The 14708-nt window shown below is 31.8% G+C and carries 12 protein-coding genes; 3 read left to right on the top strand and 9 right to left on the bottom strand.

Annotated features, from left to right (window positions below; translation table 11 throughout):
- Positions 1-108 precede the first annotated feature (108 nt).
- From HN894_06500 to HN894_06465, 8 genes are all read right to left on the bottom strand, one after another.
- The gene (locus tag HN894_06500; protein MBT7142971.1) at positions 109-339 is read right to left on the bottom strand and encodes a hypothetical protein; all 231 of its coding nucleotides are present in this window, start codon (positions 337-339) and stop codon (positions 109-111) included.
- 217 nt (positions 340-556) lie between these two features.
- Positions 557-895 carry a CRISPR-associated endonuclease Cas2 gene (gene cas2, locus HN894_06495; protein MBT7142970.1) on the bottom strand — a complete coding sequence of 113 codons (339 nt, stop codon included), beginning with the start codon at positions 893-895 and terminating at the stop codon, positions 557-559.
- Positions 896-952: 57 nt separating this feature from the next.
- Positions 953-1882 (bottom strand): type II CRISPR-associated endonuclease Cas1, encoded by a 930-nt coding sequence (cas1, locus tag HN894_06490; protein ID MBT7142969.1) that lies wholly within the window; start codon positions 1880-1882, stop codon positions 953-955.
- A 62-nt stretch (positions 1883-1944) separates the two neighbouring features.
- The gene (locus tag HN894_06485; GenBank protein MBT7142968.1) at positions 1945-2538 is read right to left on the bottom strand and encodes a hypothetical protein; all 594 of its coding nucleotides are present in this window, start codon (positions 2536-2538) and stop codon (positions 1945-1947) included.
- A gap of 49 nt (positions 2539-2587) precedes the next feature.
- On the bottom strand, positions 2588-7225 hold the full coding sequence (locus HN894_06480) for a hypothetical protein (GenBank protein MBT7142967.1): 4638 nt from the start codon (positions 7223-7225) through the stop codon (positions 2588-2590).
- A 1158-nt stretch (positions 7226-8383) separates the two neighbouring features.
- Positions 8384-8929 carry a crossover junction endodeoxyribonuclease RuvC gene (gene ruvC, locus HN894_06475; GenBank protein MBT7142966.1) on the bottom strand — a complete coding sequence of 182 codons (546 nt, stop codon included), beginning with the start codon at positions 8927-8929 and terminating at the stop codon, positions 8384-8386.
- A 12-nt stretch (positions 8930-8941) separates the two neighbouring features.
- Entirely contained in the window at positions 8942-10777 is a 1836-nt protein-coding gene (locus tag HN894_06470; protein ID MBT7142965.1) for a tetratricopeptide repeat protein, read from the bottom strand.
- 37 nt (positions 10778-10814) lie between these two features.
- Positions 10815-11387, bottom strand: coding sequence for a hypothetical protein (locus HN894_06465; GenBank protein MBT7142964.1), 573 nt, complete (start codon positions 11385-11387; stop codon positions 10815-10817).
- A 119-nt stretch (positions 11388-11506) separates the two neighbouring features.
- Here HN894_06465 and gatB point away from each other — a divergent pair, with 119 nt between their 5' ends.
- On the top strand, positions 11507-12964 hold the full coding sequence (gene gatB / locus HN894_06460) for an Asp-tRNA(Asn)/Glu-tRNA(Gln) amidotransferase subunit GatB (protein ID MBT7142963.1): 1458 nt from the start codon (positions 11507-11509) through the stop codon (positions 12962-12964).
- 35 nt (positions 12965-12999) lie between these two features.
- Here the strand turns inward: gatB and HN894_06455 are convergent, their stop codons facing one another.
- Positions 13000-13629, bottom strand: coding sequence for a hypothetical protein (locus tag HN894_06455; GenBank protein MBT7142962.1), 630 nt, complete (start codon positions 13627-13629; stop codon positions 13000-13002).
- A 187-nt stretch (positions 13630-13816) separates the two neighbouring features.
- Here HN894_06455 and HN894_06450 point away from each other — a divergent pair, with 187 nt between their 5' ends.
- Both HN894_06450 and HN894_06445 read left to right on the top strand, forming a co-directional pair.
- A complete protein-coding gene (locus HN894_06450; protein ID MBT7142961.1) occupies positions 13817-14032 on the top strand; it encodes a hypothetical protein in 216 nt (71 codons plus the stop codon).
- A complete protein-coding gene (locus HN894_06445; protein MBT7142960.1) occupies positions 13986-14336 on the top strand; it encodes a hypothetical protein in 351 nt (116 codons plus the stop codon). The genes HN894_06450 and HN894_06445 overlap by 47 nt, the downstream gene beginning before the upstream one ends.
- Positions 14337-14708: the final 372 nt, after the last annotated feature.

Below are 14708 nucleotides of genomic sequence, written 5' to 3'. Positions count from 1 at the left end.
ATATTTCCTACCTACTTTGTTGTGAATTGCTTTCATTTTGTATCTTTGAAATATTGAACACAGTGCTTGATAAATATTTCCTTCATATATTTGCGTTGTGAATTGCTTTCATTTTGTATCTTTGAAATATTGAACACAGTCAGCTTCCGTAACTGCTGATTCTACATACTGTTGTGAATTGCTTTCATTTTGTATCTTTGAAATATTGAACACAGTACCATCAAAAATTATCTGGTCGAGTTCAAGTTGTGAATTGCTTTCATTTTGTATCTTTGAAATATTGAACACAGTTATTATTGATTGTTCTGGATATATATTTGTGTTGTGAATTGCTTTCATTTTGTATCTTTGAAATATTGAACACAGTACACCTGAGTTTAATGTTTTGTATCACAGTTAGTTAGTTCTATATTTTGAAAATAAAAAACTGTGTTTATTTAAAAAGGTTTTGCTCTGAGCAAAACCTTTTTTCATTTGTAGGGAGGGTTTCACTCAAAGAGAAGCCCTCCTTTGTTCCAGTCTTGGAGTATCTTGAAAACTCTCTAAGACTAATTTTCTAAAACAAACTTAATTGCTGATTCATTTCCGGTTTTTCTGCCTTTTTCTTCGAAAAATATAGTTCGATATTGCCGAATTGTTTGTCGGTAATTTGCAATATCCCTACATGGCCGTCCGGCGGCAAAAACGATTTTACTCTTTTCACATGAACACTTGCATTTTCGCGGCTTGGACAATGACGCATATAAATAGAGAATTGAAACATTGAAAAACCGTCTTGCATCAATCGTTTACGAAAAAGTGAAGCTTGCTTGCGATCTTTTTTCGTACTGGTTGGCAAGTCGAAAAATACCATTACCCACATAATTCTATATTTGTTTAATCGGTCTAAACTCATAATTGTTTTATAAGTCTCGGTGTGTTTTTAAAACACGCCGAGACTATGTTCAAGAACTTACAGAACCGGATATAAAATCTTCCGGCTGGTTCCTGCAAAGCAATTATGCAAACTTGCCGTAGTCCTTTGCATTGCAATCATCAAAGGGCTTTTTTCACCATCAATAATTACATCAATTGCAGGAATTTGCAAAAGTTCTGCTTTCAATTTTGTGTTTAGCTCAATTTCATTCGCCGAACTGTTTCTTACAATTCCATATACAATTTCATCGACAAATGGCCTGTATGGCTCCATAATATCATCGGCTAAAGCATAGGCGTTGTATTTGTTGTGATGATGAATTCCGAGAGTTGGCAGCAAGCCGCTGGCAACAAGCGAACGAGCTGTTACTGCACGCAAAATTGCATATCCATAGTTCAACAAATTATTCGGACTAGTTTCGAAACGGCCTCTCACAAAATTCTGAACAAATTCAGAAAATATGTTTTTCCAATAGTATGCAGCTGCTCGGGCTTCATAATTGTCGGGGTCGCCACTTTTCACCGAATCTTGCCAATATAGCATGTTTTCGAATTCCTTGCCTGCTCTCATCTGAATACTATTGGGCATCAGTTGAATAAGTAATTTTCTTTGATTGCTAATTTTTGCTTTTACAGTGTGCTGCCAAAGTTGCTTTTTCAGCGGCATACTTGATTCTATTTGTGTTTTGAATCGCTCTTGCTGAATATGATTGCCATCGAGATTCAACATTAATCCCTGAGGCATTCGTTTGCCATTGCAGGTAATTAGAGCTACATTGTTTTCGAGCAATCGCGCAATCAAATTTTGCGAAATTGTTAGTCGGTATGCATCCAAAATCACAACTCCAATATCTTCTATTGGTACACTTAGTGTTTTCTTTTCCTCGTCGGGATAGCTGATAATCAACTGCCTGTCTTTTGTATTCAGGTAGGCATCGTTTCCAAAATAAAGTGTTCTTTTTATCATAGTTCTTTTGTTTTATTAGTCTCAGTGTATCTTCATGACACTAGACTAAATGTACAACGCGGCTATTTTATTTTAATAAACATTTCAGCAATTTTTTTATTAACTAATGTTCCCTTTCTCGAACCGGCAAAATCTTTTGCAGAAGAAAACTCCCAATCTGTCTCATTTTCAACTATGGCTGCTTTTACAGGATTTTGATGAATATAGTCGAAACAAATTTGGGGATATTGTTTTTCGGGATTTTGAATATTAATTTTTGTTGAGCCGCTTTCGCTAAAAAATGAAGGAGTAATTGCGTCTGGGCAGTTTAGGCATTCGGACTTGGTTTTTTGGCGAAAAAGAGAACCAGATAGGTCTTGTTCTTTGTTAATTGCTCTTGTGTAAGACCTCAACAAAACAGCAATTGATTGGTTAAGAGTTTGCGTACTCATCCGATGACTCAAAGTCATCGGATGAGTTATTTCCAGCTCTCTCACCAAAACCATCAAATGAAAGTGATTTGGCATCAGACACCAAGCCAAAACATCTGCGTAGGGTGGCATATGTGTTCTAATCTTCTCAAGAAAATACAAATAATTTTCTCTACTAAAGAAAATCTTTTGCCTGTTGTTTCCCTGGTTGTATATGTGATATAGGTAGCCTTTTTCGAAGTTCATGAGTATTGTTTTACCGAAGGCTTCGCTCAAAGCGAAACCTTCGATTAAGTTATGGTTTACTAATATTTCCCATTCTATCTACTTTTAATTTAATGCAGGTTTCTTTTACTGAATATCTTTCGTCAGTAAATTCGACTTTATTAAGTAAAGTATATTCGTTCTTGTCAAAAATACTTTTTGCTACATTGTATGAAATAGAATATAGTCTATTACCTGTAAAGCTTACAATTTTATAAATTCGCATTTTCTGCTCCAGACTTAGATTTCCAAAATAAATATTATTAATATCCTCTTGTTCTTCTTTAGTAGGAACATAAACCAAATCGTTTGGCGACAGGTGAAAAAGAAGAGAATATTCACACTTGTCTTTATCAAAGAACTTTTCCGGAACAGAGTCTTCGCCTTGTTTTTGTCGTTCAATAACAATGTTTAATGGGATTGTTTCGTATTGTCTAACTTCAGCACCTTTTATGTTTTTACCTTGATAAATAGCAAAAAACAAATTTGTTCCTTTTGCAGCTTCAACATATTTATCCTTTTTGTTTCCGGTTTGCCCAACAGCAAATTTATTCCCAAAGGTTTCGTAAACTCTTGCTTTATATATTGGTTTATGGTTTTTCCCACCGTTTAATCCAACTATATTTTTATTCATTTCTATTAAACCTTCTTCAGAAAAAGCTAAATCTGGCCTTTCTTTGATTTTATCATTTTCGTCTGTTTCATTATATTTTTCAAGATGATTTGAGAGGATTTTTTGAATTCCCGAATCGGTTATTGATTCTTCTATCCACTTTTTAGATTTAAAACTTTCATCAATAGTTTTTCTTACAGCCGAGAAATAATTGTCTTGATAATAGACTTCAACTTTTTTTAGTTTTTTGTTTTTAAACTTATTCTCCTTGAAATATCTTATAATCATCTTGTTATCATAAGAAAGCTGAACTAAGTTTTTTATTTTTTGCTTTAATTCTTTATCAACAAATACAAATTTATTTTTCATAAATCCATCAATTGCAGCATTTATTGCAATAGATTTTTTATGTCGTAAATCTACCTTAGCATAAACTGTTTCTTTGTGCATCGGTTTTCGGATAGCCCAATTTGTTCCTTCTTGAGTTTTTATTTCAGCTTTACCTTTCTTTTTAATTTGATATTTATTGCTTGCTTTGTTTATTACTCTTAAATTCTGTTTAAAACTAACAACAATATCTTCTAAACATTTTTTTGCCTCTACCGGAAATCCATTCCAAGGCATTAAAAATTCTTTTGCGTATTTTCGTTTTTCTCCTTTATAGATTTTTTCTTCCATTCGGCGAAGTTTATCTCGCAAATCGAAACGAGAGTTGTCCGATTTTGCATGAAGATTACTCAAATAATTTACATGATTTTTGGTAGCCACAGCAACTACCAAAGCATCCATTGCGTGATGTCGATGATCAATTCGTTTTTTATTAAAATCTTTTTTTAGCTCGGTGGGAACATCTGTTCTGAAAAAACCTTTTTTATCATCGAAATATCCAAAATCGTTCGAGTTTGTAATTTCGTTCATTCGTATAAATCTTGGCTCAACAATTTCGTTCCATTTGTCGTTTAGCCCCCAATCCTTTTTCAGAAAAGAAGTTATATTGCCGGTTACTGCCACCACATTTTTAGATGTCACTTCTTGTTCATTCTCCTCTCTTACAATATTGCTTAACAATGCCTTTACAAGTTTGCTAATATATCTTGTATCGTTTAATTGTCGTGATATAAAATTCTCAGGAATATCTTCGCTTAAAAGAATTTTCTGTTTTGTACTTCCTTTTGCAAAATGTTGAGTAATGTGTTTCTGATACTCTTCGATACTGAAAAGTTTAACAGATTTGTTTTGACTAAGGTCAATTATTCTACCTGAATTTTTAGTAATCATTTCAAAAGCAGTTTGGCTTTCTTTGAAACGATTTACTTCCGATTCACAAATGATTTTGTTGTTAAGCGAATTATCGAAATATCTTGCTTGAGGTAAAATATGTTCAATTTCATATTCTGTAGTAAAAAGTTTGCTTAAAGGAATTACTTGTCCTGTGTATGGCGAAATGTATTTCTGTTCCAACCATAATTTATATTTTTCAATTTCCTTCGTGCTTGGCTCCTTTGACTTTAATATTTTTGAAATATTAACTCCTTCTTGTTTTTCCAATTCTTTTTCAGAAAACTGTGATAAAACATCATCTTCAAAAATTCTCAATTTTTCTTGCTGATTTGGTGATTCTGGTATTACACCTTCAATATTTTGGTTTTTGAATTCTTGCAGTAAAACTCTAATACGTTGATTTGTATTTTGGTTTTTGTTGATTTTGTCAGTCATTCGTTTACGTTTATCTGCCGGATTTTTCATTTCTCGCCCCAACTCAACGTGAATTTCATCAAAGAAATTTTCTTTTCCTTTTCCGTAATATTGCCAAATATCATGTACAACACGCAAAGTTTCGGTTACAACTTGTTCTACAATCGGATTTCGTATAGAATGTTGCTTAAAATCTTTTATGAATTTCTCTAAGTGTGCCGGTGTTTTCCATACATTTGTATCATTTGCTTCAGCGTGTTTTCCATAAATAATATAACTTGCTTGGTGTAATTTTAAGCCCGAATATTTTTTCCCAAAACCACAAAAACTTTTCAACATTCCCTTTGTAATATCATCATCACCAACTTCTGAAATTTTTGTTTTGTCTTGATTTATTTCATCTAACCTATAGAAAATATTATCAATTCTATTTTTGTATTCCAGTTTTATTTCCTCTGTGTTTTTATTTAACCTCATCAACGGCAATAATTTTTTTATTGCTTTTTCCGACAAAGCTCCATAATCATTTTTATAAGGTTTGATTTTTTTTAATTCTTGTCTTATTTCTATTGGTAAACCAAGTTTTGAGTTCTCATTATCTAAGGCTCTTTCCAATTCCTTTTTGTCTGAAATAGAATAAAATAAATGCCAAAGTTTTGCTTCGTTTGCTTGTGTCAGATATGCTCGCCAATCAAAATCTTTATGTTTTTTGAATTCCTTAATAAACAAAGCCCGTGTTTCATTTAGCGGATATTCCTTATCTTCTACATAGTTCCAACGATAATCTGATTCAGATATCTTTTTGCCAGAATTATCCTTAAATTGTCCTAAGAAAACACTTTGCTTAATTTTTTCTCTATCATTGAAAAGTTCAAATAGTTTTACTTTTGATTCAATATCCAGCAAAAATTCAGAAGTAACATCATAATCAATATTAACCTTTCCATCAATATTTTTCTCTCGTTGTAAAATTCTAATATTTTCAATAAACTGCCATAATCTAAATTCCTGATATAGTGGGTGACTCTTATGAATAACTTTGATTGGTTTTGTTATCTGTATTCCATTATCGTCTTTACTTAAATCACCGTTTGAATCTTTCATTGGTCTGACTTCATATTTACATCCGTCAATTAACGATTTTTTAGATTTTAATGGCCGCTGATAAAATATAATGTCATCAACAAACAAATTTGCCAGATCTTTTTGTTTTAGGATATTTTGCTGTGCATAATTGTTTGGATACAACTCGTTTATACATTCATTTAACAATTTATCGTCTTGCAATTCTTTATGAAACTCTTTCTGTTTTCCGAGAATAGCTGTGAGTTCTTTTTTATAAAAATGACGTTCAATAGTTTTTACAAGTTTACCATTGATTTTTTGTTTTGGGTCAGAAAGAAGAGTGTCATATATATACTCACAAACATGTTTTTTGGCTTGCCATATATCCTGTTCTGTTTTCTTTTTGATAGCAATCCAATCTTTTTCAGAATCTACTGCTTTAAAACTATGCTTTATACTTCCGTCTTTATTTGTTGAGGTTGTAACAATAAACTCTTTGGTTTTAGCTTGCCAATTTTCCGTTTTTACAATCTGTTTATCATACTTCCAGCCATTCGAAAAATAGACATCATAAAGGACATCATCTGTTCCTTTTATTTTATCTCCGGAATCAACTATTCTTTCAACCTCTAATACTTCAAAAGTTTTAGTCTTCCCTTCTTGTTCATCTACCTCATCACCTCGTAATTGATAATACCCACGTTTTTGATTAGAATTAAGCAATATCCAAGCTAATTCTTCGAGTCTTATTTTTTCTTTTAAGGCTTTTTTTCGCAAATAATAAATTGTCCAATCGTATGGAATTTTTGTTTCATCGCTACTTTTTCTTTTATAAAATAAATTAGGTTGGACTTGCTTAAATTCTTCAATCATTTCCGAAAAACTATCTTTAAACAAGAATTCAGATTTTTTGGATACGGTTTCTATATAATTGAATTTTATTTCTGCATTATTAATAAATTGACCTTTTTTATTTTCAAAATCAATTTGACTTGCATAATGCTCGGGCAATGCTTTCAAAATATTTAAAACTCGGTGTAATCGTTCTCGCCTAAGTAAATGTCTTTGTCTCAATCGTCTAACACCACGATAATTGGTCCTTTCTGAAGTTTGAGAATGACTTTGTCCTTGGCCGAATTTGTCCAAAATATCTTGGCTCATTGGAATAATCCTACTCCCCATTCCTATTGTTTTTCCATCTCCAAGAGCATTTTCCTTCCTCTCATCAAAGTTTCTTTCAATTAGCGCCCAACCAATGCTGTTTGTTCCTAAATCCAATCCTAAAATCTTTTTCATTTTTTATTGTATTTTAAAAATTTACACTATATTTGCCAATACAAATTGAAGCAATTCACAATAAGGATTATTCCGTTGTGAAAACATTTAAAGCGGTTAGCTCGAAAAAAGCTAATCGCTTTCTTTTTCTATTCAATTTGGCTCAAATGTAGTAATTTTTTTCGAAGATAATATCATTGTTATTACTATTATTGTTTGTTAGTCAAATAATCAGAGGCACACTTGAAGTGAGACTCTGACTTTACATTACTTAATTTTTTACAACTATCCAATTATTCAAATTTCCATCTCTTAGCCTGATTAATTCATGAATTTTCGTAACGAAAGCTCAAAATGTGCGTCAGATTTGAACTATCGCAGATTTTTATTTTTGAGTAATAGCAAGCTATTTTGATGAAATAAAAATTAAGAACGGTAGAAGATGGTGCGCAGTTTGAGTTTGTAGTAGAAATATTTATGAATTATTCAGCTAACATCTGCATAATCTATTGCGGAAGAAAATTCCCAATCTGTCTCATTTTCTACCATGCCTGCTTTTACAGGATTTTGATGGATATAGTTGAAACAAATTTAGGGATACTGTTTTTCGGGATTTTAAATATTAATTTTTGTTATTCCGCTTCGCTGAAAAATGCAGGTACAATAGTGTTTGGACAGTTTAGGCATTAGGCTTTAGTCAATTTTCTGAATAGAGAACCACCACTAGATTTTTGTTGTTTATTTATTGCATTTGTATATGATCGGAGCATTATTCCAATTGAACACTGTTATTGTCGTGTTTTTAGCGAGGGTTTCGCTTCAAGCGAAGCCTTCGCTCCTTCAATTGCCAACTCGACTTCTCTTACCAAGACCATCAGATGAAAATGATTTGGCAAGCACTAAGCTAAAATAACGGCAAATGGCAGTATATGAGTTTTTAACTTCCGCAGACAAAGCAAATAATTTTGGCGATTGAAAAAAATCTTTTGACGGTTGATTCCCTGATTGTAAATGTGATGTATATATCTTTTTCTAATTGCATTTCTTTGCATTATTGTTTTCAATTCAACGCCTAAATTCAATGATTTTTTAAGCTACAAAAAAAGGAATCAATAAAAATATTATTCGACATTTGAACCGAAGGCTTAGTTTGAAGCGAAACCTTTGGGAAACCAAAAATCAAACCAAGCGCCCCGGATTTTTGTTAATAAAGTCTTTCCAGCTTTTTGCTCCATTCGACTGTGTATTAATGTTTTGCATTGAGTGGCAAACTGCTACTGCAAGACCATCGGTGGCATCAAGATGTATGGGAATTTCAATTTTTAGCAAATATTTCAAGAAATCGGCAACTTGTTCTTTCGAGGCACTGCCAACGCCCGTTATTGCCATTTTTACTTTTCGGGGTGCATATTCGAAAATTGGGATTGAACGATACAATGCGGCAGACATTGCCACGCCTTGAGCTCTGCCGAGCTTCAGCATCGATTGTACATTTTTTCCGTAAAATGGGGCTTCTATTGCAAGTTCGTCGGGGTGATACTCGTCGATTAAATGCAAAGTTCGTTCGAATATTTTTTTCAATTTCAGGTAATGATCAGAATATTTGTGCAATTCGATAACCCCAAAATTTATTATAATAATCTCTTTTTGAACAAGTTTTATCAATCCATAACCTGTAATGGCAGTGCCAGGATCTATTCCTAAAATGATTCTTTCTTTTGTCAAACTGCCGTATTGTTAGTTTATAACTTCTTCTATTTCAGGATTATCACCTCTGAGAGTTCTGAAACGTTTTCGGGCTTCTACAACAAAGATACTTCCAGGAAATTCAGTCAATAATTTCTGATAAAGTTCAATAGCTTTTTCAGTATTTGCGTATCTGTAATCGTAAATTTTTGCCAAAGCAAACAATGCGTCATCACCGTAAATATCATGTGCATAATTGTCAATCAATTTTTGATAATATTCAACTGCCATCTCAGTATCTTCATTTTTTAACATCAATTTTGCTTTCCGAAGATAAACCTCATCAATCAATGAATGATTTGGGAAAATGATTAAAATCGAATCAAAAACACTTTCTGCACTAATGTTATTTCCCTGATATAAAAACAAATCTGCTAATGCAAACATTTTAAGGGCTGTTTCGGAAGTGTCTAAAGCAGTATTGTCATTTATCAATTGCGAAAGTTCGAAAGCATCGTTAGCAATAAGTTTTGAGGTGCTTGCTTTCAGAACATCAAGCTGTGCTTCAGCCCACTGAAAATCGCCGGCATAGTATGCTAACCTGGCTTTCCTGAATTTTGCTTCATGGCCGATAGGGTTATTTTTGTTTGTCTTCTCTACTTTTGCATAAACAAGAGTTGCTTCCCATATATTTCCTTGCAACAAATAAATATCTGCCAGTTCTAATTTGCAATATGCCAATTGTTCGGGTTTTATATTTTTATAAGTGATAGCTTCTTCCATAATTTTTATTGCTTCATCTTTTTTGTGCAAATAGAATGCTAAAATATGCCCAAATTCTTTTACTAATTTTATTGTTAGAGCACTTTTACCAAATTTATTTATGGTATTTTTATACTTATTTTCTAACTCTAAAACAGCATTTCTATCGTTTTTTGCTCCGATTTCATATTTGAGAAAAAGTGTATGTAGCAATTCTTCGTTTGCAATATAATGGTTTGTGCAATTGCTCCCTTTATTTATAACGTAGTTGAAACTCTCAGTAGCCAAATCAAAATTTTTGTTCGATCTTGCTACTTTTCCAAGCGAAATAATTCTGTTTCCATTTTCGTTGTTTCGTTTATCAATGGCTTTGGCCTGAAAAAATGCTTTATCGAATTCTTTGCCTTGAATATAAAACCACACCAAAAGCTCGCTATATTGTGTTTGGTTTGGATTTGCTTGAATCCGACGAACAAGATTTTGCTTAATCAGATTTTTCAAATCGTCGTTTACGTCCATGAAAAGAACCGATTGCAAGCGTTGCTGAACACTTTTCAGGCTTGACGAACCATAAGTTAACATATTCAAATACTCGTCTATCATAAGATTGTATTTGCGTTGTGCCATGAAGTTGTTCGCCATTTCGTTGCTAAAAATTGTATTATCTTTTAGCAGCTTCCTGCCTTCAAGATAAACAATTTCTGCAAAGTCCCACTTCCTTTTCATTCTGAAAGAATTTGCCAGTCGAATTATTTGATTTTTGTTGGCTGTGAGCTTTTTTATTGCTTTCTCGTAGCTTTGTTTAGATTTTGACTCATTGCCTTGAACTTCATAAACATGTCCCAAATCGACGTAGTAGGCAAGCTCATTCGGATATTTTTTTACACGCCGTTTCACTACTTTTTCGGCATTAGCTAATTCCTTAAGTTCTATCAGGCAATTTACATAATACGTAAAATATGTCTGCGAGCTTGAATTTTCAGAAAGCTTTTTGTAAAGAACAGCGGCTTTCGCAAAATCTTTGCTTCTATAATATTCTGCAGCTAATCTGCTATCCGATACTTTTTGGGCAAATATTTGAAAGGTGAAAAAAACTAATACTATTGTTATATATTGATGTTTCATTTTAACTATTAAATGTAGGGATAAATTTTGGATAATGTTATTTTTTCAATTTTTTATCAGGAATATTATTTGTGGCTTTTGATTTCTCAATGAATTGTTCAATTGTTGAATTTATTTCGAAAAATAGTTCAACCTGAGGTTCAATTTTATTTAAACTTTGATCTACTTCAAAAATTAGTTTGTTCAAAATTCTTTTTTCATCATTGAAATATATAAAAAATATGGAATCACTTAACAATTTATTTTCTACATCGTGTTTTAAACCTTCAAGATGATTCTTCGAAAAATCAATTTCTTTTTGCAAACCATTGTAGCGTTGCAAATATTTTTTTAGAAACTTGAAAATTGTTCCATAATTAGCAAATTTATTTTTTAGTTCGCTGTCGTCAGGAAATGAAATTCCTTCCTGCCCAAGATATTCTATATTCACACTCAAAATATCGAATACGTAATTTATAGTATCAATATTTATATTTAACAGCTTGTCATTCATTGTTTTTATTTCAACAATTAGGCTATCTACCTGAGCAATTTTCTTTTTCGTTTCCTCGCTTTTACACGCCGAAACAATTATTATTAGAATGATGAAAACATAAAATACTTTTTTCATAAACAAGTTTATCTATTTAATAACAAGAAACATAACTGCAAACAAAACTCCTTAACTATACAAAATATTACAAATTAAAATTCAAAAAATTAATTTTACAAACATAAAAAATATATTTTATGAAAAATATAGATAAGAATTTTGAAGTTGCAATTGGTTTAGAGATACATATTCAGCTACTTACGAAAACGAAAATGTTTTCTTCCGAAAAAAATTGTCATTCTGAAATTCCAAATTCTCAGATTAGTGAGACCAGTCTGGCATATCCGGGGACATTGCCAGTTCCAAACCAGAAAGCGATAGAATTTGCCATTCGGCTCGGAATTGCATGTAATTCGCAGATTTCCAAACAAGTTGAATTTGTGAGAAAAAATTATTTTTATTACGATTTGCCGAAAGCTTACCAAATAACTCAAAAAGATTGCCCTATTTGTAAAGGTGGAAATATTAAAATAAATTTTTTAAAAGCAACTGAAAAACAGATAAATATTACAAGCATTCAGTTGGAAGAAGATTCTGCAAAAACTATTTATGACAAAGATTCAAACATTGCCTTAATTGATATGAATCGAGCAGGAATTCCATTGTTAGAAATTGTAACTGCTCCCGAAATTAAAAATTCTGAAGAGGTTGTTCTTTTTGTTTCCGAAATTAGAAAATTGGTTCGCTATCTGGAAATATCTGATGGAAATTTAGAATCGGGAAGCTTGCGTTGCGATGCAAATATTTCGGTAAGAGAAAAAAATACTGAAATTGCTGAAACGCACTCGGAAATTAAAAATCTAAATTCATTTTCAAATTTAAGGAACTCCATAAATGCCGAAATTGACAGACAAGCAAAAATTCTTAGCAATGGGAAAAAACCCGAAAGTATAACTCTGGCATTCGACAAGGTCAAAAATAAGGTTTTTCCTGTGAGGAATAAATTATCAGCTAAGGATTACAGATTTATTAGTGAACCCGACATTTTGCCTCTTCTGCTCGAAAAAAAATACATTGACGAGATAAGTAAAAAAATGCCACATCTTCCGAATTATTATTTGTCGAAATTTATAAAGCTTTGTAATCTATCTTATTATGATGCAAATTTGCTTTCAGAAAATAAAGAAATTGCAATTTATTTTAGTGAAATTATTTTGCATACAAAAAACTATAAAATTGCTGCAAATTGGCTTCTTGTTCAAATAAAAACCTACCTGAAAGAAAACAAGATTACAATTAAGAAATTTTCGATTTCTGCTCTAAATATAGCATCACTTGTAAATTTAATTGCAGATGAAAAAATTAGCCATACTTCAGCTCAAAAAAAAGTATTTCCTGAAATGCTTGCAAATCCATGCAAATCTCCAGCAGAAATTATTAAAAATCAAAATCTTGAATCGGATATTTCAGAAGCAGATTTAAATTGTTTGGCAAATGAAATAATAAGAAAACACCCTGATAAAGTTATAAAATATAAAAATGGCAAAACCAAAATTATCAATGTATTGATAAATGAAATAATGAAAGAGACAAACGGGGAAGTTCAACCAAAATTGATTAAAAAACTTTTGCAAGATAAATTAGAAATCAAATAATTTGAAATATCGAAACAAGGAAGAAAATTGCATTTTTAAAGGTTCTCTAATTGTTTCAAAGCCTTCTCTAATCTTTTCACTTGCGATTCTTTGTCGCATTCGGGCTTTCGTTTTTCGATTATGTTCAAGTATATCTCTTTATTGTTTTTTGTGATAGAAACCAAGGATTGTTCTATATATTGAGGCAGTTGTTTTATCGGGCATTTCCAGATTTGCTCTAATAACAATGGCTCTGTTTTGCTGTGGTAATCGTCATATTTATTTAGCTTAGCCAGAATTCTCACACCACAATCTATAGTAATTACCGAGCCTTTTTCAATCACTTCCGAAATTAAATCTATTGATGAAAACAGTTCGGCATGTTTCAAATCGGCAATCGACATCAAAGCAATCATGCTTCCCCAAACAAGCCTGTTGTTTTTGCTTGTTATTAAATCGAGGAAATTTTCATGATATTCTGCAATCAGTTCCGGTTTTATGTAGGATGTTTCGTAAAGTGTTTTTAAACAATCCGACTGAATTTTTTTATCCTTATTTTGCAGGTTTTCAACCAGTTCTTTTATTGCATCATGGTTTTCTGTTTCGGCAATTTCTTTTGCCAAAGTAATTTCTGCTTTGTTTCCCCGCTGCCCGAGCGAGGATGATAATGAATTTAAAATTGACATATTTTCTATTTCTTTACAATTATCATAATATTTTTTGTAAAATTATTAGTTTTTCCGCCTAAATCAAAAACTATCTCTCAAAAAAAAGAAACCTCCCTGCAAATTTCATTATATTTGCATCAAGTAGTATTGAATTATTCAATATTATTGAAAATGAAATATTAATAATTCGCAAATAATAGATTTTATGGCAAAACAAAACGACCTAAGCCAAGCAAAAAAACTAATAAAAAACTGCAAAGAAAGCCAAAACCCACATTTAGATTTGGGCAGATGTGGCATTACAGATTTGAACGAACTGCCCGAACTTTTTGAATGCACCCATCTCGAAACTTTGATTTTGAGCAATTTCTGGGATGAGGGAAACGAAGAAATTTACAGCCAAAATAAAGAGCAAAATTAAAGATGAAATTGCCGATGCCATAAAAGAAATGAACGCAGCACAAACTTCTGAAATAGAAAAGGGGATTACAAAATATATTGCTTCCGTTTTCGACGAACATCAGGATTATTTAGATGGCAGGTTAAAAGAAATTTATGCCGACATAAAACAAACCGACGATATTCAGATGAAGTTAAAATTGTCTGTGCCATTATTAAATTTGATAGGAATAAATCTTGAAACGGAATTTGATATTAAAAGCTGGGTATCAAAAATGTATGAAAAACACGAATTGAAATTGTTTAAATTAATGGGGTATTTGTAAGCATTCATAGTTTCAAGGAACTAAATTATTTTGAAACAAATCACAAGTTTGAACTTGAAAAACCTATTTTGGTGCACGCCAAAATTTCCATTTTTCAATATAGGTGAATAAAGAGGTAAAACTTGGTGTTTATTGATACAATAAATTTATTGCTCCAACCGAAATAATTTTGAAAAAATTATAGACCTTGGCCTGACTCGTCCTAAAAAAAGTTTACAGTTAAACATTTATATCCTGTTACAAATTTACACATATTTTTTAATTCTATTATGAGTTTACATTTTTATTTTCAAACTCTAATTGAGAAGTGGAGCATAGCGGAACGGAACAATTAGAGTTTGAAAGCTTATAATTGCTTTTGTTGTCTTGCTT

It is taken from the genome of Bacteroidota bacterium (assembly GCA_018692315.1).
Taxonomy (GTDB): Bacteria; Bacteroidota; Bacteroidia; order Bacteroidales; family JABHKC01; genus JABHKC01.
The sequence above is the reverse complement of the archived record's forward strand: the minus strand, read 5'-3'. Positions and strand labels throughout refer to the sequence as shown.